Raw genomic sequence first — 23,379 nt, 5'->3', positions numbered from 1 at the left:
CTGTGAGGACCGTTATCGGGCAGAGGACCAGCGTCAAGAAGAAGCCTTTTTCACGCGTGCGGCGCACGCGTTTTGCGGCACTGTGATGTCTGGTAAAGTCGATCTCAAACCAAGCCGCTATGGCGCCCTGGTTTGATCGAGATTTGGATAACGGTCGTAGAGCCAAGAGAAACGCTGCCAATTCAGGCGGTTAGATTTGATCTTGACTCGGTAGAGTTACAATCGGATGTTGTAATTGCTTTGCCCCGATCGGAGCATGAGAGAAAGGGCATCGTGAAAGACGTTATTCGTCGCTCAGCTCCACCGTCACCGGCACGTGGTCCGACGGCTTCTCCAGCCCGCGCAGGTGGCGCTGCACCGAAGCCGAGACGAGGCGGTCCGCGGCCTGGGGCGAGAGCAGCAGATGGTCGATGCGGATGCCCTGATTCCGTGGCCAGCAACCGGCCTGATAGTCCCAGAAGGTGTAGAGCCCGGCGCTCGGCTCGCAGGCCCGCAGGCCGTCGGTGAAACCCTCGGCCAGGAGCGCGCGGAAGGCGCGGCGGGTCTCGGGGAGGAACAGCGCGTCCTGCGTCCAGGCGGCCGGGTCGGCGGCGTCCTCGGGCTCCGGGATGACGTTGAAATCGCCCGCCAGGACCACCGCCTCCTCACTCGCCATCAGCCCGCGGGCATGGGTCCGCAGGCGGGCCATGAAGGCGAGCTTGTAGGCATATTTCGGCCCCGGCGCCGGGTTGCCGTTCGGCAGGTAGATCGAGGCGATCCGCACCGGCGCCACGCCCTCGCCGTGCACCAGCGCCTCGATGTAGCGCGCCTGCTCGTCCTCGGCGTCGCCCGGCAGGCCGCGCAGCAGCTGCGTGTACTGGAGCGGCGCGCGCACCAGCAGGGCGACGCCGTTATACGCCTTCTGCCCCAGCGTCTCGACCGCGTAGCCCGCCGCCTCGATCTCAGGCCGCGGGAAGGACGCGTCCTGGCATTTCAGCTCCTGCAGGCAGACGACGTCGGGCTTGGCCTCGTCGAGGAAGCTCAGCAGGTGGCCAACCCGCTGCTTGATCGAATTGACGTTCCAGGTGGTGATCCGCATGGGGCGCTGGGCTCGGCCGGAAGGGGGGTTCGTCATCGGGCCTTCGCGCGGTCCTGGCAAGGCGACCGCGGGGAGAGATCATCATGGACGCGTCGTGGTTCGAGCCGGTGCGGGCCTATTGCGAGCGCGGCGACGCCGGCTTCTGGGCCGAGCCGGTCAACGCGCTGACGAATGCCGCCTTCCTGATCGCGGCCGGGCTCGCGGCGCGGCGCGCCCGTGGCGACGGGCCGGTCCTGGTTCTGGCTGCCGTGACCTTCGTGGTGGGGATCGGCTCGTTCCTGTTCCATACCCTGGCGAACCGCTGGTCGATGCTGGCCGACGTGATCCCCATCGCCGTCTTCATCTACGGCTACTTCGCCCTTGCCATGGCCCGCTTCTTCGGCCTCCGGCCACCGGCGGCGACCGCCCTCACGCTGGCCTTTGCCGCCCTCAGCTTCGGCCTGACGCCGGCCCTCGATGCGCTGACCGGGCGTTCCGTCTCCGACCTCACCAACGGCTCGATCGATTATGCCCCGGCGATCCTGGCGCTCCTCGGCGTCGGCCTCGTGCTCCTGAAGCGGGCGCCCGGCACGGCCCGCTCCGTGCTCGTGACCGCCGGGCTGTTCCTCGTCTCGCTGACCTTCCGCACCGTCGATGCGGGCGTCTGCGCGCGCCTGCCGCTCGGCACGCATTTCGTCTGGCACGTTCTGAACGCGGCCGTGCTCTACCGCCTGCTGATCGCAGCCACCCGGTTCAGAACCTGAGACTCTCGTCCGGGGATCGCAAAGGGATCATCCCTTTGCCGGGGTGCCGGGGCAGAGCCCCGGCCCGGTTCAGCCGCCGATCCCGCGCGCCTTCAGGCTGTCGCCGATCTCCTCCAGCGCTGCCGGGTCCTCAATGGTCGGCGGCATCGAAAAGTCTTCGCCGTCGGCGATGCGCTTCATCGTGCCGCGCAGGATTTTTCCCGAGCGCGTCTTCGGCAGGCGTCCCACGGTGAGCGCCAGCTTGAAGGCGGCCACCGGGCCGATCTCCTCGCGTACCCGGGCGACCAGCTCGCGCTCAATCGTCTCCGCATCCTTGGCGACGCCCGCTTTCAGCACCACGAAGCCGCAGGGCGCCTCGCCCTTGAGCGAGTCGCGGATGCCGATCACCGCGCACTCGGCGACGTCCGGGTGCGAGGCCAGCACCGCCTCCATGCCGCCGGTGGAGAGACGGTGGCCGGCGACGTTGATGATGTCGTCGGTCCGGCCCAGCACCGTCACGTAGCCGTCCGCGTCCACTACGCCCGCATCCGACGTGTCGTAGGAGCCGGGGAAGGTGGAGAGATAGCTCTGCCGGAAGCGCTCGTCCGAGCCCCACAGCGTCGGCAGGCAGCCGGGCGGCAGCGGGAGCCGGAGGGCGATGGTGCCCATCGTGCCGGGAGGAACCGGCTTGCCGGATTCGTCGAGCACGTGGAGGTCGTAACCCGGCATCGGCTTGGCGGTGGAGCCGTACTTCACCGGTAGCCGCTCGATCCCGATCGGGTTGCCGGCGATCGCCCAGCCCGTCTCGGTCTGCCACCAATGGTCGATCACCGGCCGGTCCAGCGCCCGCTCGGCCCAGGCGACCGAATCCGGGTCGGCCCGCTCGCCGGCCAGGAACAGGGCGCGGAATTGTGAGAGGTCGTAGCCACCGATTCCCTCGGCCCGCGGATCTTCCTTCTTGATTGCCCGCAGGGCCGTCGGCGCGGTGAACAAGGTGCAGACGCCGTGCTCGGCGGTGACCCGCCAGAAGGCGCCGGCATCCGGCGTGCCGACCGGCTTGCCCTCGTAGAGCACCGTGGTGCAGCCGTGCAGCAGCGGCGCGTAGACGATGTAGGAGTGGCCCACCACCCAGCCGATGTCGGAGGCACAGAAATAGACCTCGCCGGGTGCGACGCCGTAGAGATTGGCCATCGACCATGTCAGCGCGACGCAGTAGCCGCCGCTGTCGCGCACCACGCCCTTGGGGCGCCCGGTCGTGCCTGAGGTGTAGAGGATGTAGAGCGGGTCGGTCGCCGCGACCGGCACCGGTTCGGCCCGGCGCCCGGCCGCGCGCCCTCGCGCGACGCTTTCCGCCCAGTCCCGGTCCCGGCCCTCGATCAGGCCGGCCTCGGCCTGCGGCCGCTGCAGGATCAGGCAGGCATCCGGCTTGTGGCTGGAGCGGGCGATGGCCGTATCGAGCAGCGGCTTGTAGGCGACGACGCGGGCGGGCTCGATCCCACAGGAGGCGGCCAGGATTACCTTGGGTGCGGCGTCCTCGATGCGCGCGGCGAGTTCGTTGGCGGCAAACCCCCCGAACACCACGGAGTGGATCGCACCGATCCGGGCGCAGGCCAGCATTCCGAACAGGGCTTCGGGCACCATCGGCATGTAGATCACGACGCGATCGCCCTTGCCCACGCCGAGGTCGGCGAGGAGACCGGCGAGGACGGCCACCTCGTCGCGCAGTTCGCGATAGGTGATCGTGCGCTTGGTGCCGGTGACGGGCGAATCGTGGATGATCGCGGCCTGGTCGGCGCGCCCTCCCTCCGCGTGCCGGTCGACGGCGTTGCGGCAGACATTGAGCCGGGCGTCCGGAAACCAGCGACCGTAGACGCCTTGCTCCGGATCGAAGGCGCGGGTCGGCGCGGCATCCCAATCGATCGCCGCCGCGGCCTCGAGCCAAAAGCCTTCTCTGTCCGAGAGCGAGGCGGCGTGGAGGGCGGCGTAGGCGCCTTCGTGCGGAGCGACGGACATCGGCGTTTCCTCGTGCAGCCGGTTGGTCCGGCCTGTTCGAGGGCAATGATAGCGCGGTTTTCCGTCGGCGCGCGTCGTTTCAAAGCAGAACCGCCGCGCTGGTGTCCCAGGCGGCGGTGACGTCTTGGTCCGAGTCGGGAGAGGAAGAGCAGCCGGCGGCGTCTCCCGGGGCGAGGCCGGCCGGGGCGCCGCTAGTGGAGCGTGTCTCCGCGCAGGCGCTCGATTTCGTCCTTCAGGTGCAGTTTCTTACGCTTGAGTTCGGCGATGCGGAGATCGTCACTGGCGAGGGATTGCATCGCGTCGTGAAGTTCGCGCTCCAGAGCTTCGTGCTTGGCGGCGAGCTGGCTCAAATGCGTCTGCAAGGACATGAGGTGTCGCTCCTGTCACTGTTTCGGACATGGGGAGACTGACACAGGATGGCGGACGTGTCGAAGCCATTCGGCGGCAAAATGGCGATGTCCGTAACAAGGTGATTTCAAATCTTCAGGAGTGACGGCGCGGCCTAAGCTTGACCGTTGCCAGCTCCGACGGGGCGGGAGAACCGGGCCGCGCGCCTTGCCCCAGGGTCGAGCTTGGCGCATGGTCGCCCCCGGTCAAGGCCGGTGATGTGTTTCGAGCAATGATGGCGGACGAGGTTGCCAACGATGCGGTCGCAGATCCGGCCGGGGAACTCAGTCGGTTGCGGGAAGAGCACCGGGATCTCGACGAAGCCATCGAGGCACTGAAGCTCAGCGTCGCCGTCGATCAGCTCCAGTTGCAGCGGCTCAAGAAGCGCAAGCTGGTCCTGCGCGACCGGATCACTCATCTCGAAGATCAGATCACGCCGGACATCATCGCATAGGAAGAGGCCGGGAGAGGATCAAACCCTCCCGGCCTCGTGCCGACGTGCTATCGCCTGCGGACTATATTCCGAAGTTGAGGGCTCGGCGAGAAGGATTACTTGGCGAGATAGGCCGAAACGCTGGACACGCGGGTTCCGACCATCCGGACGGCCTTGCGTAGGCGTTCATCGGAGACCTGAAGCAGGTCGGCCCAGTGCTTGCGGGTCGTGCTGTCGTGGATGTCGATGTGGGTCGTGTTGCGGGCGGGCGTGATCTGGTCCGCGGAGGACATTTGAAGGCTCGCTCAGGTAAGGGGTCCGGCCACCGACGGCCGTTTCCTTCACAACGCGGTCGGTCGATTTCGGCTCCGGGCGATCCGCCGGGAATCGGGAGGATTTTTGCGGGCCTCGAGCGGCGGCCGCCTTCCCGGGCTCGTCGCGCCCGATCACCACTCCAGCCGCTTTTCCCGCGTTTGCTCGGTCGTGCCCAGCCACCTGCCTTGCCGGGGTGCGGCGGCCCCTGTTATTCGGCCCTCTCGTGGGCCGACAGGCCCGCTCCCTCTTAGTGGGCCAGACGACGATGCTGGGATCGCCCCCGGTCGCGATCATCATGGGAAGCCAGTCGGACTGGGCGACCATGCGCAACGCCGCCGAGACGCTGGACGCGCTCGGTATCGCCTACGATGCCCGCATCGTCTCGGCCCACCGCACACCGGACCGGCTCGTGGCCTTTGCCAAGGGCGCTCGGGGGGCCGGCTTCAAGGTCGTGATCGCCGGCGCGGGCGGAGCGGCGCACCTGCCCGGCATGACGGCGGCGATGACGCCGCTGCCGGTCTTCGGCGTGCCGGTCGAGTCGAAGGCGCTCTCGGGGCAGGACAGCCTGCTCTCCATCGTCCAGATGCCCGCCGGTATCCCGGTGGGAACGCTGGCGATCGGCCGGGCCGGGGCCGTCAACGCCGCTCTGCTCGCCGCCGCCGTTCTGGCTCTCACCGATGCCGACCTTGCCGGGCGGCTCGACGCGTGGCGCGCCCGCCAGACCGAGTCCGTGGCCGAGCGTCCGGACCCCTCCCTCGCCTGACAACAATACGAAGCACCATGGCCTCTTCCACGTCCACGCCGCGAGTCCGGCCCGGTGGCACCCTCGGTATCGTCGGCGGCGGCCAGCTCGGCCGCATGATCGCGCTCGCGGCGGCCCAGTACGGCCTCAAAGTGCACATCTACGCCCCCGATGCCGATAGCCCGGCCTTCGACGTGGCTCACGCCCACACGCTGGCGCCCTACGACGACGCGGCGGCGCTCGCCGCATTCGCCGATGCCTGCGATGTCGTCACCTACGAGTTCGAGAACATTCCCCACGCCACTGCCGCGGTGCTGGCCGAGCACGCGACCCTGCATCCGAGCGCGACGGCGCTGCTCACCACGCAGGACCGCCTCTCCGAGAAGGATTTTGTCAGTTCGCTCGGCATCCCGACGGCTCCCTACCGGGCGGTCGATACGGTCGAGGATCTGATCCAAGCCCTGGAGGTGCTGGGTCGCCCCGCCGTGCTGAAGACGCGGCGCTTCGGCTACGACGGCAAGGGCCAGCGCATGATCCGCGAGGGCGACGACCCGGCGACCCTCCTCGCCGCGTTCAAGGGCGTGCCCTGCATCCTCGAAGGGTTCGTGCCGTTCGAGCGCGAGATCTCGGTGGTTGCCGCCCGCGGGCCCGATGGCGCGTTCGCGGCCTACGATCCTTGCGCCAACGAACACCGCGATCACATCCTCGCCTTCACCCGCGTTCCCGCGCCAGGGCTGACCCGGACGACCGGCGACGCGGCGGTCGCCATCGCCCGCGCCATCGCCGAGGCGCTGGACTATGTCGGCGTGCTCGCGGTGGAGATGTTCGAGATTGCCGGTCCCGAGGGAGCCGCCCGCCTCGTCGTCAACGAGATCGCGCCCCGCGTGCACAATTCCGGGCACTGGACGATCGAGGGCGCGCTGACCTCGCAATTCGCGCAGACCGTGCGCGCCGTCTGCGGCTGGCCGCTCGGCGACACCGCTCGCACCGGCGGCATGGCGGTGGAGATGGAAAATCTCATCGGCGCCCAGTCCGATGCCTGGGCCGACCTGCTCGCGGAGCCGGGCGCCCATCTCCATCTTTACGGCAAGGCCGAGGCCCGTCCCGGCCGCAAGATGGGTCACGTCACCCGCCTCAAGCCGCTCGGCTGAAGCTCTCTCCGCCGAGGATGGGGGCCGGTCCGGCGAAAAGAGCGCGAAGAGCGCCCGTCGCGTGGTTCCAAAGCTTAACCATTCGATCTGTCGCCTCTTCGCAACAGAAAACGACAGTCGAACCCGGTTCGAAGCCTCCGGCGAAAGCGTGATGACGGGGGCCACACCTTCGCCACATCCTGAGGTTTCAGCGGAGGGGACGGGGCGTCCGCGGAAGCGCCGTGCGTGGTCTCCGGTCTCGGCCGGACGAGCACGCCCGCTCTTTGCGGATCCGTCTCGGAAAATCTCCGCTCAAGGCGCGGCCCGCGCCGGTGATGCAGATGTTTTGCGAGACCGCTTAAGCGCCCATTCACCGTGTTGCGGCAGCGTGCGCGACGGGATGATCCGGGCCTCAAGGGGCCGCCGCGGAGATCCGGGCAAGCGGGCGCGGGGGAGAACGTGAAAATGATCGGGATGACGCTGGACGGACGCAAGGCGAGGCTGATCGGTGCCCTCGCGCTGACGGCCGCGGCGCTGGCCGGCTGCGAGACCTATGGCAGCGCGACCGCCCCGCGCCAGTTTGCGGTGCTGGAGACCGACACCACGGGCGCCACCAACGTCAACATCGCCTCGCTCAGCGACGTGATCTCCCGCAACCCGTCGGATGCCGGCGCCTACGTCACCCGCGGCGCGGCCTATGCCCGCTCCGGCCAGTTCGGCGAGGCGATCTCCGACTTCACGAAGGCGATCCAGCTCGATCCGAATTCGGCCTCGGCCTACAACAACCGGGCGCTGGCCTACCGCCAGACCGGCCGCAACGACGCGGCGATGCAGGATTTCTCGAAGGCGATCGCCACCGATCCGAATTTCTCCGCCGCCTATATCGGCCGGGCGAACCTGGAGCGCGCCCAGGGCGATCTCAACGGCGCGCTGAACGACCTCAACGTCGCGATCCGCCTCGCGCCCGAATCGGCCGAGGCCTATCATGCCCGCGGGCTCGTCCGGCAGAAGCAGGGCCAGAACCCGGAAGCGATCGGCGACTTCGCGGCGGCCATCGACCGCAACCCCTTCGTCGCCGCGCCCTACGCCGCCCGTGGCCAGAGTCTGATCTCCCTCAACCAGTACGACAAGGCGATCGAGGACTTCAACGCGGCGCTGAACGTCAATTCGAAGGATTCCTCGTCCTGGGCCTATCGCGGGCTCGCCTACGAGAAGACCAATCGCCGCAAAGAGGCGAACGAGAGCTACCAGCAGGCGGCTCGTCTCGACCCCAACAACGCCGTGGCCAAGCAGGGCGTCGGCCGCATGCAGGGTGGCCTGTTCTAGAGCATCGTCCCGAGATGCGGCCGCCGGCTTTCGGACAAGGTCGACGCAAACGCATGGCCAGCGCATCGTCTTGGATCTGAGTTCCAGGACGAAGCGCTGCGGCGCATTTTCATCAGGGAGGATGCCGGTTCGGCGCCAGCGAGGCTTTCGACCCGGCGACCTGAAGTCGTCGCTTGATCTCGCTTGACTGGGCAAGGCTCTCAAGCATCGTCCCGGCGGAAGATCGCCGGTCCGTCTGAGAAGGCGAGCGGAGGCGAGTGGCTTTCTCTTCGATGGCCGGTGCTTCTCTTTGCTTCCGGCGGCGGCCGACGGATCCGGGCCGCTTCAGGTGGGAGCCTGACTTCTGGTTGCGGGCGACTTGAAATCTGTGGGCGGGGCTCCGCGGAATGCGTTTCCCGGTCTATACTCCGGTCCCGACGCGATCCTAATCGGATCGGGGGCGAGTGGAGGGTAGGCCGATGTCGGGTGGATCCGAACTACTCAACGGAAGGCGGGTCCTCGTCGTCGAGGACGAATACTTCATCGCCGACGACATGCGGCGCGTGTTCGAGGAAAACGGGGCGCAGGTGATCGGTCCCGTGGGGAACATCGACGACGCCCTGGCAATGATCGAGGAATCCCCCCGCATCGACGGTGCAGTTCTCGATATCAACCTGCGCGAAGTCATGGTCTTCCCGGTCGCCGACGCGCTCAGGGCCCGCGGCGTACCGTTCGTCTTCGCCACCGGCTACGAGGAGAATGCCGTCCCGAACCGCTTGCGGGACGCGATCCATTGCGAGAAGCCGATCGAGCCGGCTCGTCTGGCCGAGGCGTTGTTCGGTCAGACCATCGTCTGCTGAGCGGGGCGCCGCCAAGGAGACGGGGTGATCTTGTCCCGCCCTTCGCGCACGATCGCATCCGGTGCTTGCGTCTCAAGGCGCGATCAGCCCGGCGCGTTCTCCAGCCGGCGGTGTTCGCAGGCAATACGGCGGACCGTACCGGTGTTCGAGCGGTAGACCACCGTTTCCGTCTCGATGAGACCGGGACTGAACCGCACGCCCGCGAGCAGGGCCCCCGTGGTCACGCCGGTAGCCGCGACGATGACGTCGCCCCGGGCCATGTCGTGCATGTCGTATTTCCGGTTCGGGTCTGTGATGCCCATCTCGACCGCCCGTGCCCGCTTGTCGGCGGAATCGAGGATCAGCCGACCCTGCATCTGGCCGCCGATGCAGCGCAGCGCGCTGGCGGCGATCACCCCTTCCGGCGCGGCGCCGGTTCCCATGTAGATGTCGACGCCCGTCTCGTCGGGCTTGGTGCAGTGGATGATCGCGGCGATGTCGCCGTCCGAGATCAGGCGGATGCCGGCGCCGGTGTCGCGCACGGCGGCGATCAGATCCATGTGGCGGGGCCGGTCCAGGATGATCGCGGTGATGCCGGAGGGCTCGACTCCCTTGGCGCGGGCGAGCGAGGCGATGTTCCGGGCGGGGCTCCAGTCGAGATCGACCGTGCCGGGCGGGTAGCCGGGGCCGATGGCGATCTTCTGCATGTACACGTCGGGGGCGGCGAGCAGCGAGCCGCGCTCGGCGAGCGCCATGACGGCGATGGCGCCCGGCATGTCCTTGGCGCAGAGCGTGGTGCCCTCCAGCGGATCGACGGCGATATCCACGGACGGCCCGTGGCCGGTGCCGACGGCCTCGCCGATGAACAGCATCGGCGCCTCGTCGCGCTCGCCCTCGCCGATCACCACGCGGCCCTCGATCGGCAGCACCATGAGTTCGGAGCGCATGGCATCGACGGCGGCTTGGTCGGCCTCCTTCTCGCGACCATGACCCCGCAGGCGGGCGGCGGCGATGGCGGCAGCCTCCGTCACTCGCACCAGTTCGAGAGTCAGGCCCCGCGCCGTGGGATCGCTGAAGATCCCGGTATTGGCCACCGACATCGCGCTCCGTTCCTTATCCCCAGGGCCCGGCCTGTTTTCGGCCGGTGCCGATTGCCGTCCATCGTCCCGGTCGCCTTCGAGAGCGGGCAGGACGCGTCGCGATGTCATGACATCCCGTTTCCAGACAGGATGTTGTCTTTGGCACGAACTTGGGCACGATCTTGCCGGAAATGGCGGCGGGCGTCTCGCCTATTCGCGCTCGATGCGGATCAGCTGCGGCGCCTCGGCGAGCAGGCCGTCGCGATCGATGGCGGCCAGCGCCTCGCGGACATTCCCCTCGGTGGCGGCGTAGGTGATCAGCACCAGCGGCACCGGCTGGCCGGACAGGCCCTGCGGGTCGCTGGAGGCGGCTTTGGCGGAGCGGCGCTGGACGATGCTCTCGATGGAGATGTTGGCCTCAGCCATCCGCGTGGCGACGCCGGCCGCGACGCCGGTGCGGTCGTGCACGGTGAGTCGGATGTAATAGCCGCCCTCGTGGCGCTGCATCTCGACCCGGCGGGGCGGCGCGAGGCGTGCGACCGGCTGCCCGAAGGTCGGGCGCGCGAGGCCGAGGGCAACATCGGCGATGTCGGCGACGACCGCGGAGGCCGTGGCCGCTCCGCCCGCGCCGGGGCCGATCAGGGTCAATTCGCCGACCGCGTCCGCATCGACGGTGACCGCGTTGGTGACGCCCATCACCTGGGCGATGGCCGAAGCCTTGGGCACCATGGTGGGATGCACCCGCTGCTCGATGCCCTCCGCGGTCGCCTGGGCGACGCCGAGCAGCTTGATGCGGTAGCCGAGTTCGTCGGCCATGGTGAGGTCGAGGGGCTGGATCGCCGAGATGCCCTCCACCGAGACGCCCTCGGCGTCGATCTCCACGCCGAAGGCGAGGCTCGTGAGGATGGCGAGCTTGTGCGCGGTGTCGAAGCCCTCGACGTCGAAGGTCGGGTCGGCCTCGGCGTAGCCCAGCGCCTGCGCGTCCTTGAGGCAGGCCTCGAAGGTCAGCCCCTCCGCCTCCATGCGACTGAGGATGTAGTTGCAGGTGCCGTTGAGGATTCCGTAGACGCGGCTGATCTCGTTGCCGGAGAGCCCCTCGCGGATCGCCTTGATCACCGGGATGCCACCGGCCACCGACGCCTCGTAGGCGAGCGCGACGCCGCGCTCCTCGGCCCTGCGGGCGAGCGCCGCGCCATGATGGGCCAAGAGCGCCTTGTTGGCGGTCACGACATGCTTGCCGGCCCCGAGCGCCGCCTCGACCGCCGCCTTGGCCGTCCCTTCCGAGCCGCCGACGAGTTCGACGAACACGTCGATCTCAGGCGAGCGCGCCAGTTCCACCGGGTCGTCGATCCACTGCAGGCCCGAGAGGTCGACGCCGCGGTCGCGGCTCCGGTCGCGGGCGGAGACGGCGGTGACGGTGATCGTGCGGCCGGTCGCGGCTTTGAGCGCCTCGGCGCGGCGGGCGACCATGCGCAGCACGGAGGCACCGACCGTGCCGAGCCCCGCGATACCGAGGCGAAGGGTCTGCGTCATGGGAGTTCGCACCGTGATGGACGTTGGCACCGGACCTGTTCCGGATGGCTGCCCGGTGGCCGCCGTCGCTCGAAAACCGCTTCGAGAGCGGTGTGGCGAGGGGCGCAGGGACACATCCGGAACGGCGCGCACTTCTGCAACGATTTGGGGGCGGTGTGCAAGGAAACGGGGTGGGACGGCTGCGGTCGCCTCGGTGCCTCGACGCACGCCTGAGCCTCGTCGAGCGCGCGACGCGGCGCGCGGGAGCGGGCATGCCGAAGATTGGCCTCAAACCGGGCGCTCTTCTGCTCGCATGGCACCGCCACGCTTGAGCCGCGGGCTCGGCTGTGGTGCCGATGACGATGAGGCGGCGCCGCTGGGCGCCATTCTGAGGGGTTTCGACGATGAAGAACATCCTTCTCGGCGGTGTGGCGGCAAGTGTGATCGCCGGCGCTCTGATGCTCGGTGCGGCGCCCGCCGCCCAGGCACGGGACGGCATCGGTCCGGGTGGGGCGGCGGCGCTCGGCGTGCTCGGCGGCCTCGCCGTCGGCGGCGCCATCGCGGCGGCCAACGACCCCTATTATCCGGGCAAGCCGGTCTACCGGGCGCCCCCGCCGCCGGTCTATGTCGAGGGCCCGATCTGCCACTTCGAGCGCCGCGAGACGATCGATCCCTACGGCGACATCTACGTCCGGCGCGTGCGCGTCTGCGAGTGAGTCAGCCCCTCTCCTCCCTGACAGGGGGGAGAGGGTTTCAGCGCAGCTGCAGGCTGTCCACCACCTGGCGGAACAGGGGCAGCATCTGTTCGCGCTGGTCGGCGCGGGTGACGCCGACGGCGCGGATATAGCCGTCCGGATTGAAGCGGATCGTCTGCGAGACCACCACCGGCTGGCCCGAGGGGATGTCGGTAGCGCGGGCCACGATCTCGTGCCAGTCGACGCCGTTCTGGCGGTAGCTCTGCGAGCGCTCGACGACGAACTCCTTCATCGTCTGGTTCGCGTAGAGCGAGGCGCGGGCGAAGCCGTCGCGCTGCTCCTGAGGCGTCGGCTGCTGCACCGCCTGGGCGATCACGAGGATCGGCTGTTCCAGGTTGGTGACCTGATCGCGCGGGCCGAGCGTCAGCAGCACGGAGTTGCCGGCCAACGCCCTCACGGGGCGGAAGCCCGCGAGGTCGCCGATGCGGAAGGGCAGGGCGGCGACCTGATCGTCGAGGCTGAGCGCTCCACGGATCCGCACGCCGGTGAGCATGCCGCGCATGGTCTCGTCGGTCTCGGCATCGACCGCGGCCTGGGCGATGATGATGCCGGTCACCTCCTGGGCGCCGACGATCAGGAGCCACTTGCGGGCGGCGGGCATGCCCTGGCCATCGGCGGGCGTCTGCTCGCCGGTGAACAGCATGCCCTCGGCGCCGCCATCGAGGGTCACCGGCTCGCGGCTCTGGACGACAAGCCCTTGTGTCCTGAGGTTCTCGTCGGTGAAGCTCTGCTTGAGTTCCGGATAGGCGCCGGCCGGCAGCTCGACCACGGAGAGCATCGCGCCGCCGCCGACCCGCTCGAAGCCGGTGAAGCGCTTTGAGGGCACCATGTCCGACGGGGGCTTGAAGCCGAAGCGGGAGCTTGGCGGGAAGACCGCATCCTCGGCATGCGCCGACGACGCGGGGAGGGACACGACCCCCGCCAGCATCACCGCCGCGAGGAGGGCGGCCGCGAGCCCGCGGGAGAACAGACGCAACGGCATCACAGGTTGTCTCCGGAGAGCCCTTCTCGGCTGAGGCTCATGCGCGATGGGTCGTCCGGCGCGGATATCCTGTCAAGCGCGGCAGCGCGCCGAAGAACACCGAGGGCGGAGCGGGATTACCGCCCACGCCAGCGCCGCCATTGCCGCTCGATCCAGCGGGCAGTCCGTTCCATCGGCACCTTGAGACCGGGCACGTCCTGGGCCAGCAGCGCGAGGCCGAGCGGCAGCATCCAAAGACCCAGCACGGGCAGGATCGAGAAGATGCCGCCGAGGATCAGCAGGATCGCGGCCAGCAGCCGCACGGGAAAGCGCGCCGGTTCGCGCAGCCACGCCACCATGCGCTGCGCCCGCTCGGGGAGTTTTCGGCTGGCGCGATCGACCCGCTCGTCCCAGTCGCGCGCGGACACCTGTGCCGGGTCCTGTGTGGCTCGAGCCTGTTCCATGTCGTGCGCGTTCTCCATCCCCTCAGAATGGCGGTGCGGGCCGAAAGGTTCGCCGGGTATCGTTCACCCAGCGCTTTATCCGGGGCATTACCCGGCGATGAACAGTCCGGCGATGGCCGCACTGGTCAGGTTCGACAGCGTGCCCGCCAGGATCGCCCGCAGGCCGAACCGGGCGATCTCGGGCCGGCGCTCGGGGGCGAGGCTGGTGAAGCTCGCGAGCTGGATCGCCACCGAGGTGAGATTGGCGAAGCCGCACAGAGCGAAGCACAGGATCGCGCTCGTGCGCGGGTCGAGGGTACCGGCCTTCAGTGTCGGTGCCAGGCTGGCATAGGCCAGGAACTCATTGAACGCGATCTTCTGGCCGATCGAACCGCCGACGAGCGTCGCCTGCTCCCACGGCACGCCCAGCAGCCAGGCCAGCGGCGCCAGCACGACGCCGAGAATGCTCTCGATCGAGAGGCCGGCAAACCCGAACAGGCCGCCGGACCAGCCGATGGCGGCGTTTACGAGCGCGATCAACCCGACGAAGGCGATCAGCATCGCGCCAACCGCGACCGCAACCCCGAGGCCCTTCTGCGTGCCGTCGGCGGCGGCCTCGATCAGGTTGGCCGCACGCGCCTCGCCGAATTCGACTCGCGTGGTGAGGATGCGCGTCGGCTCGGTCGTGGGCATGAGGATCTTGGCGTAGAGAAGCCCGCCGGGAATCGCCATGAACGAGGCGGCGAGGAGATACGGCATCGGCACGCCGAGCGCGGCGTAGCCGGCGAGGATCGAGCCGGCGGTGGAGGCCGCCCCGCTCGTCATCACGGCGAAGAGTTCAGCCCCGGTCAGCGTCGCGAGGAAGGGGCGCAGGGCGACAGCGATCTCGCTCTGCCCGATGAAGATGGTGACGACCGCCGAGAACGACTCGATCGGCGAGGTGCCGAGCACTCTTTGCAGGGCGGCACCGAGGAACCGGGCCAGCGCCTGCATCACGCCCAGATGGTAGAGCACGCCGATCAGCGCCGAGACGTAGAGGATCTGCGGCAGGACCCGCAGGGCCAGGATGAAGCCTGAGCCGCCGAACAGCTCGAACATCCGCGGCTCGACGAGGCCGCCGAACAGGAAGGCGGTGCCCCTGTCGCCGAAGGAGAGCACGGTGGTGACGAGGTCCGCCACCGCGCCGAGTGCCCGCTGCCCGGCGGGCACGAACAGCATCAGCGCGCCGATCCCGACCTGAAGCGCCAGGGCGGCGAGGACCACGCGCGGCCGGATCGCCCGTCGGTTCACCGAGAACAGCCACGCCACGGTGAGCAGCAGCGCAAGGCTGGCCCCGGCATGAAACAACCTGTCGAGCATCGTTTTCCGCCGCGCATCCGCCGAGCCGTTGTCCGGCGGATGCGCGATCCGGGCCAAGCCCGCAAGGGAGCCGGCCTTCGTCGCCGGCTCTGCCGGTCACGCCGGCGCCGGCCTCAATGGCAGGGATGTCCGGGGTGGCAGCCGCCATGCGGATGCGGCGCTCCGGGAGGAAGACCTGCGGGGTGCGGCGGCGGCGGCCGCTGGGCCTTGGCTGCCTGCCGGACCTGGGCTTGGGCTTGCTGCTGTCGCTGCTCGACCTGCCGCGCCTGCATCTGCCGACGCTGCGCCGCCGCCTGCTGGGTCCCTCCCCAAGGGATTAACGATAGAGCGGCGAGGTCGGGCGGACCGTTGCCGAATGCAGGTTTTGGCAATCTCTGGATTGGCCGGCGCGAATTCAGATGAAGCGCCAGACGCTCGATCGCTTGATCTCTGCATCCTCAAGGTCACGCGTGACTGGGACTTCGTAGGTCGCCACCGGGGTCAGCCGCTCGCGGGGGAGGTAGCTGCGGCCGGGATCGCCGATCAGCACCGTGCGCCCGCGCCGGTGCAGGTCGCCGAGCCAGCCGCCGACCGCGGCGCCGAGGTCGCGCTCGTAGAAGATGTCGGCAGCCAGTACGCACGCCGCATCCGTGCCGATCAGGTCGCTGCCGTCCGTGGTGATGCGCTCCGCCACGCCGTTGGCCGCGGCGTTGAGCGGAATCGCCTGGAGCGCGAACGGATCGAGATCGCTCGCGGTGACGTGGGCCGCCCCGGCTTTTGCCGCAGCGATGGCGACGAGCCCCGAGCCCGAGGCGAAATCGACCACCCGCCGCCCCGCCACCGTCTCGGGATGATCGAGGATGTAGCGGGCGAGCGCCTGTCCCCCGGCCCAGGCGAAGGCCCAGAACGGCGGCGGCAGGCCGATCGCTTCCAACTCGTCCTCGGTCTTCTGCCAGAGCGCGGTGGCCTCGTCGGCGACGTGCAGGACGATCTCGGGGGCGTGCGGCACCGGGCGCAAAGCCGTGTGCTCGCGGATGAAGCGGACGGGATCGCGGATGGGCGTCACGAGACCAGAAGCTCCGCGTAGAGCCCGGCGACCGCCTCGGCGACGGCGGCTTCCGTATAGCCGCCCTCAAGAATCCGCGCCCGCGCCGCCGCGCCCATCCGCGCGACGAGCGCCGGATCGGCGGCGAGCCGGGTCAGCGCGACGGCGAGCGCGGCGGCGTCGCCCGGCGGCACGAGCAGGCCCTCGACGCCGTCGCGCACGAGGTCGCGGCAGCCCGGCACGTCGCTGGTGAGGATGGCCCGGCCGCAGGAGGCCGCCTCCAGCAGTGTACGCGGAAGGCCCTCGCCGCCGCGGGAGGGCAGGCAGCCGACATGGTGGGCGGCGAAGACACCGGCGACGTCCCCGGTCGGGCCGTGCCACGTCACGCCGTCGCGTGACCAGTCCCGCAGGGTCGCCTCGGGGATCGCCCGGCGGTTCGAGGGATCGGGCGCGCCGTAGAGCGACAGCTCCACCGCCGCACCCCCGGCGCGCGCCTGCCGCACCGCCTCGACCGCGACGTCGATGCCCTTCGACCACAGCATTCGCGCGACGATGGCGACCTTCAGCGAGGCCGGGGGCGGCAACGGGCGCGGCGCGAAGGTGTCGGGATCGACGCCTGCGCCGCCGACCAGGGTCACGGCGGTGTCGGACGGGTCGAGGCCGAGCGCGCGGGCATCGTCCGGGTTCTCGAACAGGAAGCGGGTCTGCCGGCTCGCAAGCGGGCCGCGGATCAATCCTTTCAGCGCCAGCCGCGACAGCCGCCCGGTCGCGTCCTCGCGGGCGCCCAGCAGTCCAAGGCCCGTCAGGGCGAAGACGCGGCGCGGGATGCCGGCCATCGCCGCCGCGGTGCCGCCGACGAGGATGCCGCGCAGCGCGACGCAGTGGACGATGTCGGCGCTCAAGGCCTTCAGGATGCCCGAGAGCTGGCCCGCGGCGTAGCCCGCCGCCATCGGGTTGAGGCTGGAACGCTCCGTTTCCAGCGGCACGACGCGGATGCCGGCCGCCTCGATCACGGCGCGGTGCGCGCGCACCCGCGTCACCACCGCGACCGAGAGGCCCATGTCGAGAGCGGCGCGCGCCATCGGCAGGAAGTGCGAGGCGAAGAACCAATCCTCGGTGACGACGAAGACGAGGCTCTTGCCGGCGTAAGAGGCTGTGGAGGCATTCATCGTGCGTGGCCATAGCACGGGGCCCGTTCCGGAACAGCGCCGGCTCCCGCCCGGTTGTCGCCCCACGGATCAGGGAGGGCGTCATGCTGTCGGACGAGGTCGGAGCCGGCGTGGTCGATCCCCGCGAGGCCGCGCGGGAGGCGGGCCTGCGCTACGTGGACGATTCCAAGCCCGGCCTGCGGCGCAAGCGCAACGGCAAGGGTTTCCGGTACATCGATCCGAAGGGGGCTCCAGTCCGCGACGCGGAGGAGATCGGCCGCCTCAAAAGCCTCGCGATTCCGCCGGCCTACACCGATGTGTGGATCTGCCCGCATCCCAACGGCCACATCCAGGCGACCGGTCGCGACGAGAAAGGGCGCAAGCAGTACCGCTACCATCCCCGCTTCCGCGAGGCGCGGGAGGCCTCGAAGTTCCACCGCATCATGGCCTTCGCCGAGGCGCTGCCGGGCATCCGCGCGCGGATCGACGCCGACATGGGCAAGCGCGGGTTGCCCCGGGAAAAGGTGCTCGCCACCGTGGTCCACCTGTTGGAGACCACGCTGATCCGCGTCGGCAACGACGATTACGCTCGCTCCAACAAGAGCTACGGCCTCACCACCCTGCGCGATCCGCACGTGAAGATCGCCGGATCCGAGATGCGCTTCCGCTTCAAGGGCAAGAGCGGCAAGGAATGGTCGGTCTCGGTGCGCGACCGCCGCGTGGCCAAGATCGTCAAGGCCTGCCAGGACCTGCCCGGCCAGGAGCTGTTCCAGTATCTCGACGAGGAGGGCGAGCGGCGCGACGTCACCTCCTCCGACGTGAACGCTTACCTGCGTGAGATCACGGGCGAGGATTTCACCGCCAAGGATTTCCGCACCTGGGCCGGCACGGTGCTCGCCGCCCTGGCGCTGCGGGAGTTCGAGGCGTTCGACAACGCGGCCAAGGCCAAGAAGAACCTTCGCGCGGCGATCGAGTCGGTGGCCGGGCGGCTCGGCAACACGCCGACCATCTGCCGGAAGTGCTACATCCACCCGCAAATTCTCGACTGCTATCTCGAAGGCGGGATGCTCCTGCAGGTGAAGGAGGCGGTCGAGGGCGAGCTCAAGAGCGCCCTCGATGAACTGCGCCCGGAGGAGGCGGCGGTGCTGAGCCTGCTGCGGGGACGGTTGGAGCGGGCGACGAAGGCTGCCGACGAGGGAGGCGGTACGGACGGCACGGCGACGATCGAGCCGTCGCGTCAGACCGGAGGCCGCAAAGCGAGGCCGAACGGCACGAAGCGCGCCTCAGGAGGCCGCCGGGCGGCGTGAGGCGGTTTTGGAGCCGATCACGCCCCACTCCGGACGATGGCGCCGTACCAGCCCAGCCCGCGATAGGTCTCGTAGCCCGGCGTCCGGTGAAAGGCCGTCATGGTGCCGGAGCGAGGATCGCGGACGAGACCGCTCTCCTGTTCGTTCAGGTTCACGGCGAGCGTCTCGGTGAGGGCACCCTTGCCATCGGAGGCGGCGAGGATGCGGCGCTGCGCATCCACGAGGACGACGCGGGTCCGCGCCCGGTCCTCCCGAGCGATCCGCACGCCCTCGACGATGGCCTTCGCCTGAGCCTCCCAATCGAAATGGATGGCGAGAACGCCACAGGCCGGTCCGCCCTCCGTCTCGTAGATCCCGGCGGCATAGGTCGCGACCTGCGCGCCGCCGAGCTGCGCCTCGCGGCGGACCTCGCCGGGCACGTAATCGTCGCCGGTTCGAAGCCGGATCGCATCCCGGAACCAGGTCTCTCCCGCGACGCTGCGCCCGCCCACGCCCGGGTAGCGGTCGGGCCGGCCATTGGCGAGCACGGTCCCGTCGCGGCCGCACAGCCAGAGATCGAGGTAGACGGTGTAGGCCGAGAGGATCACGCCGAGCCGCTGCGATGCGTAGTCGGCCGCCCCGATCGCGCCGTCCCCGTTCGGCCGGGCGGCGCAGGCAATTACGGCAGCGTCGGTGGCCCACCAGCGCACGTCGCAGGTCCGCTCGTAGAGGTTGCGGTCGATCAGCTCGATGGCGTTGAGGGAGAGATCGACCAAGCGCTCGCCTTCCGCCTTCGCCGACATCGCATCGACGCGTTGCTGCAACTCGGCGATCCGCGTCGTCAGTCCCGTCTCCAGTTCCTGCGCCAGAGCCTCGATCTCGGCGCCGATGCCGCGCACCTCCTGCGCCACCACCGAGAAGCCGCGCCCGTGCTCCCCGGCACGGGCCGCCTCGATCAGGGCGTTGAGGGCCAGCATCTTCGCCTGGGCGGTGATCTGCCGGATGCGCCCGACCCGGTCCTGGGCGATGCGGCCGACTTCCCGGGTCAGCTCCGTGACGGTCGTCGGCCTGCTATCCGGCTGCGGCGCGGCCGCGCCCTGGTATCGGGAGGGAACTGATGCTGGTGCCGCCATCGCGATGACCCGGTCTACGTGTGGGCCATGTTCCGGTTATGAGATTAACATAAATGTAAAATGCGACATACTTCGACGTGGAAGGCGTGACAATTGAGAAACCACGGTGATCGATAAAGCCGCCGGCCGCGAAGGCCGCCACTCTGCGATGGCTCATCTCAATCGCCCGGCGCCGCGAACCACGGCACGGAAAGCCAGTTGAGGGAAGAGATCGCTGCGGCACGCCATACCGCACGACGCCTGCTGCCGCGCTCGGACCGCGGCCGCTTTACGGTCAGGAAGGTGAAGCGATGGAACTCGACGCCCTGATGCTCTCGCGCATCCAGTTCGGCTTCACGATGGCCTTCCACATCATTTTCCCGGCCTTCACCATCGGCCTCGCCGCCTTCCTCGTACGGTTGGAGGCGCAGTGGCTGTGGACGAGGAACCCGATGTACCGGGTGCTCTACCGCTTCTGGGTGAAGGCCTTCGCGGTCTCCTTCGGCCTCGGCGTCGTCTCGGGCATCGTGATGAGCTACCAGCTCGGCACGAACTGGTCGCGCTACTCCGACTTCACCGGCAACGTGCTCGGCCCGCTGATCCAGTACGAGGTCATCACCGCCTTCTTCCTGGAGGCGGGCTTCCTCGGGATCATGCTGTTCGGCTGGGACCGGGTCGGAGATCGGCTGCACTTCCTGGCGACCTGCATGGTCTCGCTCGGCACCCTGATCTCGGCCTTCTGGATTCTGTCCGCCAATTCCTGGATGCAGACGCCCGCGGGCTTCACGATCGAGAACGGCCGGGCGATCGCCACCGACTGGTGGCAGGTGATCTTCAATCCGAGCTTCCCGATCCGCTACGCGCACATGGTGCTCGGCTGCTTTCTCACCACCGCCTTCGCGGTGGCCGGGATGGCCGCCTGGATGATCCTGCGTGCCCGCAAGGAGCCGCCGGAGAAGGTGCAGGGCGCGCGGGTCTCGCTGTCCATGGCCCTGTGGTTCGCGCTGATCTTCACGCCGATCCAGATCTTCGTCGGCGACACCCACGGTCTCGGGGTGCTCAAGCACCAGCCGACCAAGCTCGCGGCGATCGAGGCGAACTGGGACACCCAGGCCAACATGCCGCTGCTGCTGTTCGCGATCCCGAACATGGAGGCCGAGCGCAACGACTTCGAGATCGGCATCCCGAAGCTCGGCTCCTTCATCCTCACCCACGACTTCTCCGGCGTGGTACCGGGCCTCAAGGACGTGACCCCGGACAAGCGTCCGCCGGTCTGGCCGGTGTTCTATTCCTTCCGCGCCATGGTCGCGATTGGGATGGCCATGCTGCTTTTGAGCCTGTGGAGCCTGTATCTGCGCTGGAAGGGCACGCTGTTCACGAACCGCGTCTTTCTCACCTGCGCCATGCTGATGACGCCCTCGGGCTTCGGCGCGGTGATCTTCGGCTGGTTCACCGCCGAGATCGGGCGACAGCCCTACATCGTCTATGGCCAGCTCAAGACGGCGGATGCCCATTCCCCGCTCACCGCCCAGGCCGTGACGGCCTCGCTCATCGCCTTCATCATCGCCTACGCGATCATCTTCGGCTTCGGCAGCTACTACCTTGCCAAGCTCCTGCGCAAAGGACCGGAGCCGTTCGAGCCCTCGGTGCCGGGCGAGGATGTCGGCCGCAAGCCCAAGCGGCCGCTCTCGGCGGTGGATGAGCGGCTGGATGCGCGGACGATCTGACGGGTCCCGGACGGCCTGAGAGCGCATTCCGGCGAAGTGGCCACTGATTCACCGAAAGAATGTGCGTCAGAACAACGACCGAGAGACACCGGCCTGATGCCATCAGGTCGGACACGGCTCTCGTCGCGCCCGTCCCACGCGGCGGATCCCGGTCAAGGTGTCAAGCCCGTGCGGCGAGGGAAGCGTGGCGGGCCGGGCTGCGCGGCGCCTCGGTGTCGATCACCGGAGCGAGGCCGAGCTGGCGGGCGAGCGTGACGAGATCCTTCAAGCGGCCGGTCTGCGTCTTGCGGCGCAGGTTCAGCCGGTGGGTCTCGACTGTCCGCACGCTCAGCGAGAGCCGGCGAGCGACCTCCTTGTTGCTGAAGCCGGCGCTGAGGAACCGCAGAACCTCCGCCTCGCGGGGCGTGAGGCCGATGACCGGGTCCTCGGCCGAGGAACGGGCAGAGGCCGACGGCACGAGCGACACGCCCTTGGCGAGGGCGAGCACGCTGGCACAGACGTCCTCCGCCGGGGTGCCCGCACCGACGAAGGCGTCGGTGCCAGCCGCGATCAGCCGGTTCATCGTCTGCGCGTCGAGGGTCCGGAACACGGCCAGCACCCGCAGCCAGGGTCGCCCTTCGCGCAAGGTCGCGATCCGGGCACAGTCGGACTCCGTTCGCGCGCCGTCCACGGGGACCAGGGCCACGGCCGACATCGGGCCGCCGCGGGTGAGATCGTCCTCGCCGATGGTGCGCAGGGCCGGCGCGTGCTCCAGCCCGGCCCGCATCCGATCATCCAGCCTGGCCGCCTCGTCGACGATCAACAGCTCGATGGCCCTGCTGGCGATGTGGCCTGCGGTGTGACTGACGACTTGACTCATGCCGCTCCCCCTCTCGTCCCGCCGCAGAACGGTGCGGCTTGTGCGGACGGAGAAGAACAAGAGTCGTTCCAGCGGCTTAGGGCTGATTCAGGCGCCAAAACGTCCCCTCGCGGAGCCGCCTGACAGCGACCGTCCCGCTTCGGGACTGCGGGGAATTGCCCGGAACTGCGGAGACGACCGGAATCGAGCCGTTTTCCGTTGCGGCGCGGGTGAGGGGGAACCGCGGAGCGTTCGCTGGTCAGGCTGTCCGGGCGAGGACGAGGTCCGTCATCGCCGAGACCACACGATTACGTCCCGTGGTCTTCGCCTCATAGAGGGCGATATCCGCCCGCTTCAGAAGGCCGTCGATGGTTTCGCCCTCGGACCACTCACTGACGCCGAAGCTGCAGGTGAGGCGCACCGGCCCCTTGGCCGAGCGGATGCGCAGGTCGGACGCCTTGAGGCGCAGACGGGAGGCCGTAGCCTCGGCATCGGTGAGGCGTTGCCCGGCGAGCGCCAGCGCGAACTCCTCGCCGCCCAGGCGCCCGGCAATACCCTCCGCCTCGATCAGCCCGGCCACCGCCTTGATCGCCGCGTCGCCCACGTCGTGCCCGTGCTCGTCGTTGATGTGCTTGAAGTGGTCGATGTCCAGGAGAACGGCGCAGAGATGTCCGAACGCGCCGGCCTTGTTGGCGGCCTCCTGCGTGCGGTGCAGGAAGGCGCGGCGGTTGAGCAAACCGGTGAGCGGATCGCTCTCGGCGAGCCGGATCAGGTCGCTCTGAAGAGTGGTGAGGCGCTCGGCAGCCCGCATGCGCGCCTGCAATTCCTCGGCCCCTGGCGGCTTGTCGATGAAATCGTCGGCGCCGCTGTCGAGCGCCTCGGCGAGGTTGCGGGCGTTGCGGGCCGAAGACATGGCGATGATCGAGAGCGGGCGGCTCGACTCGGAGAGCAGGCGGGCAGACCAGCACAGCTCCAGCCCGCTCAGAGGCCGGACTTCCAGGCTGGTGATCAGGGCGCGGACCTTCGGATGGTCGGTGACATAGGCCAGGGCCTCGGCGGAATCGGTGAACTGCGTCACCACATGTCCCCGCGGTTCGAGCATGCCGGCCACGATCCGCAGGTCGACGCGGCTCGAATCCACGATGACGATGTGCACGGCGCTGGGCCCCCC

The 23,379-nt window shown here is 69.1% G+C and carries 24 protein-coding genes; 10 read left to right on the top strand and 14 right to left on the bottom strand.

The features are described 5' to 3' along the window. Positions 1 to 283: 283 nt before the first annotated feature. A complete protein-coding gene (gene xth / locus FHU13_RS13525; protein WP_183436422.1) occupies positions 284 to 1,078 on the bottom strand; it encodes an exodeoxyribonuclease III in 795 nt (264 codons plus the stop codon). A gap of 83 nt (positions 1,079 to 1,161) precedes the next feature. On the opposite strand from xth, the gene FHU13_RS13520 reads away from it, so the two are divergent. Continuing rightward, the gene (locus FHU13_RS13520; RefSeq protein WP_183436395.1) at positions 1,162 to 1,821 is read left to right on the top strand and encodes a ceramidase domain-containing protein; all 660 of its coding nucleotides are present in this window, start codon (positions 1,162 to 1,164) and stop codon (positions 1,819 to 1,821) included. Positions 1,822 to 1,890: 69 nt separating this feature from the next. Here FHU13_RS13520 and FHU13_RS13515 read toward each other — a convergent pair whose 3' ends face one another. Next, positions 1,891 to 3,813: a propionyl-CoA synthetase gene (locus FHU13_RS13515; protein ID WP_183436394.1), complete on the bottom strand. Its 1,923-nt coding sequence runs from the start codon at positions 3,811 to 3,813 to the stop codon at positions 1,891 to 1,893. A gap of 191 nt (positions 3,814 to 4,004) precedes the next feature. Continuing rightward, positions 4,005 to 4,181, bottom strand: a complete 177-nt coding sequence (locus FHU13_RS13510; protein WP_017485312.1) for a YdcH family protein — start codon at positions 4,179 to 4,181, stop codon at positions 4,005 to 4,007. Positions 4,182 to 4,432: 251 nt separating this feature from the next. On the opposite strand from FHU13_RS13510, the gene FHU13_RS13505 reads away from it, so the two are divergent. After that, a complete protein-coding gene (locus FHU13_RS13505; protein ID WP_017485313.1) occupies positions 4,433 to 4,654 on the top strand; it encodes a YdcH family protein in 222 nt (73 codons plus the stop codon). A 95-nt stretch (positions 4,655 to 4,749) separates the two neighbouring features. On the opposite strand, the gene FHU13_RS13500 is transcribed toward FHU13_RS13505, so the two are convergent. Further along, on the bottom strand, positions 4,750 to 4,926 hold the full coding sequence (locus FHU13_RS13500; protein WP_183436393.1) for a DUF3606 domain-containing protein: 177 nt from the start codon (positions 4,924 to 4,926) through the stop codon (positions 4,750 to 4,752). Positions 4,927 to 5,213: 287 nt separating this feature from the next. On the opposite strand from FHU13_RS13500, the gene purE reads away from it, so the two are divergent. From purE to FHU13_RS13480, 4 genes are all read left to right on the top strand, one after another. Continuing rightward, positions 5,214 to 5,711, top strand: coding sequence for a 5-(carboxyamino)imidazole ribonucleotide mutase (gene purE, locus FHU13_RS13495; protein ID WP_183436392.1), 498 nt, complete (start codon positions 5,214 to 5,216; stop codon positions 5,709 to 5,711). A 17-nt stretch (positions 5,712 to 5,728) separates the two neighbouring features. Beyond that, positions 5,729 to 6,841 carry a 5-(carboxyamino)imidazole ribonucleotide synthase gene (locus tag FHU13_RS13490; RefSeq protein ID WP_183436391.1) on the top strand — a complete coding sequence of 371 codons (1,113 nt, stop codon included), beginning with the start codon at positions 5,729 to 5,731 and terminating at the stop codon, positions 6,839 to 6,841. Between the two features lie 444 nt (positions 6,842 to 7,285). Then, a complete protein-coding gene (locus FHU13_RS13485) occupies positions 7,286 to 8,146 on the top strand; it encodes a tetratricopeptide repeat protein (protein WP_183436390.1) in 861 nt (286 codons plus the stop codon). A gap of 458 nt (positions 8,147 to 8,604) precedes the next feature. Beyond that, positions 8,605 to 8,985 (top strand): response regulator, encoded by a 381-nt coding sequence (locus FHU13_RS13480; protein WP_183436389.1) that lies wholly within the window; start codon positions 8,605 to 8,607, stop codon positions 8,983 to 8,985. A gap of 83 nt (positions 8,986 to 9,068) precedes the next feature. On the opposite strand, the gene glpX is transcribed toward FHU13_RS13480, so the two are convergent. Both glpX and FHU13_RS13470 read right to left on the bottom strand, forming a co-directional pair. After that, the gene (gene glpX / locus FHU13_RS13475) at positions 9,069 to 10,064 is read right to left on the bottom strand and encodes a class II fructose-bisphosphatase (RefSeq protein ID WP_183436388.1); all 996 of its coding nucleotides are present in this window, start codon (positions 10,062 to 10,064) and stop codon (positions 9,069 to 9,071) included. Positions 10,065 to 10,253: 189 nt separating this feature from the next. Further along, on the bottom strand, positions 10,254 to 11,576 hold the full coding sequence (locus tag FHU13_RS13470) for a homoserine dehydrogenase (protein WP_183436387.1): 1,323 nt from the start codon (positions 11,574 to 11,576) through the stop codon (positions 10,254 to 10,256). Positions 11,577 to 11,959: 383 nt separating this feature from the next. Between FHU13_RS13470 and FHU13_RS13465 the strand changes: the two genes are divergently transcribed. After that, on the top strand, positions 11,960 to 12,271 hold the full coding sequence (locus FHU13_RS13465) for a hypothetical protein (RefSeq protein WP_183436386.1): 312 nt from the start codon (positions 11,960 to 11,962) through the stop codon (positions 12,269 to 12,271). 37 nt (positions 12,272 to 12,308) lie between these two features. Here FHU13_RS13465 and FHU13_RS13460 read toward each other — a convergent pair whose 3' ends face one another. The 3 genes from FHU13_RS13460 to FHU13_RS13450 form a co-directional block, all read right to left on the bottom strand. Continuing rightward, positions 12,309 to 13,292, bottom strand: a complete 984-nt coding sequence (locus FHU13_RS13460) for a hypothetical protein (RefSeq protein ID WP_183436385.1) — start codon at positions 13,290 to 13,292, stop codon at positions 12,309 to 12,311. Between the two features lie 116 nt (positions 13,293 to 13,408). Next, positions 13,409 to 13,735 (bottom strand): hypothetical protein, encoded by a 327-nt coding sequence (locus tag FHU13_RS13455; protein WP_246714647.1) that lies wholly within the window; start codon positions 13,733 to 13,735, stop codon positions 13,409 to 13,411. Positions 13,736 to 13,822: 87 nt separating this feature from the next. Next, positions 13,823 to 15,073 (bottom strand): NupC/NupG family nucleoside CNT transporter, encoded by a 1,251-nt coding sequence (locus FHU13_RS13450; RefSeq protein ID WP_183436383.1) that lies wholly within the window; start codon positions 15,071 to 15,073, stop codon positions 13,823 to 13,825. Between the two features lie 134 nt (positions 15,074 to 15,207). On the opposite strand from FHU13_RS13450, the gene FHU13_RS13445 reads away from it, so the two are divergent. Next, positions 15,208 to 15,393, top strand: a complete 186-nt coding sequence (locus FHU13_RS13445; protein ID WP_183436382.1) for a hypothetical protein — start codon at positions 15,208 to 15,210, stop codon at positions 15,391 to 15,393. 74 nt (positions 15,394 to 15,467) lie between these two features. Here FHU13_RS13445 and FHU13_RS13440 read toward each other — a convergent pair whose 3' ends face one another. Together FHU13_RS13440 and FHU13_RS13435 are read right to left on the bottom strand one after the other, a co-directional pair. Next, the gene (locus FHU13_RS13440; protein ID WP_183436381.1) at positions 15,468 to 16,118 is read right to left on the bottom strand and encodes a methyltransferase; all 651 of its coding nucleotides are present in this window, start codon (positions 16,116 to 16,118) and stop codon (positions 15,468 to 15,470) included. Then, entirely contained in the window at positions 16,115 to 17,266 is a 1,152-nt protein-coding gene (locus FHU13_RS13435) for a glycosyltransferase family 4 protein (RefSeq protein ID WP_183436380.1), read from the bottom strand. Before FHU13_RS13435 ends, FHU13_RS13440 begins: the two co-directional genes overlap by 4 nt. A gap of 83 nt (positions 17,267 to 17,349) precedes the next feature. Between FHU13_RS13435 and FHU13_RS13430 the strand changes: the two genes are divergently transcribed. Then, a complete protein-coding gene (locus tag FHU13_RS13430) occupies positions 17,350 to 18,552 on the top strand; it encodes a DNA topoisomerase IB (RefSeq protein WP_183436379.1) in 1,203 nt (400 codons plus the stop codon). 17 nt (positions 18,553 to 18,569) lie between these two features. Here the strand turns inward: FHU13_RS13430 and FHU13_RS13425 are convergent, their stop codons facing one another. Further along, positions 18,570 to 19,664, bottom strand: a complete 1,095-nt coding sequence (locus tag FHU13_RS13425; RefSeq protein WP_183436378.1) for a methyl-accepting chemotaxis protein — start codon at positions 19,662 to 19,664, stop codon at positions 18,570 to 18,572. A 290-nt stretch (positions 19,665 to 19,954) separates the two neighbouring features. Between FHU13_RS13425 and FHU13_RS13420 the strand changes: the two genes are divergently transcribed. Beyond that, a complete protein-coding gene (locus FHU13_RS13420; protein ID WP_183436377.1) occupies positions 19,955 to 21,370 on the top strand; it encodes a cytochrome ubiquinol oxidase subunit I in 1,416 nt (471 codons plus the stop codon). A 160-nt stretch (positions 21,371 to 21,530) separates the two neighbouring features. Here FHU13_RS13420 and FHU13_RS13415 read toward each other — a convergent pair whose 3' ends face one another. Together FHU13_RS13415 and FHU13_RS13410 are read right to left on the bottom strand one after the other, a co-directional pair. Then, positions 21,531 to 22,229 (bottom strand): LuxR C-terminal-related transcriptional regulator, encoded by a 699-nt coding sequence (locus FHU13_RS13415; RefSeq protein ID WP_183436376.1) that lies wholly within the window; start codon positions 22,227 to 22,229, stop codon positions 21,531 to 21,533. Between the two features lie 238 nt (positions 22,230 to 22,467). Next, positions 22,468 to 23,364 (bottom strand): diguanylate cyclase, encoded by an 897-nt coding sequence (locus tag FHU13_RS13410; RefSeq protein ID WP_183436375.1) that lies wholly within the window; start codon positions 23,362 to 23,364, stop codon positions 22,468 to 22,470. Between the last annotated feature and the right edge of the window lie 15 nt (positions 23,365 to 23,379).

The organism is Methylobacterium sp. R2-1 (assembly GCF_014191355.1).
Lineage (GTDB): Bacteria > Pseudomonadota > Alphaproteobacteria > Rhizobiales > Beijerinckiaceae > Methylobacterium.
The sequence above is the reverse complement of the archived record's forward strand: the minus strand, read 5'-3'. Positions and strand labels throughout refer to the sequence as shown.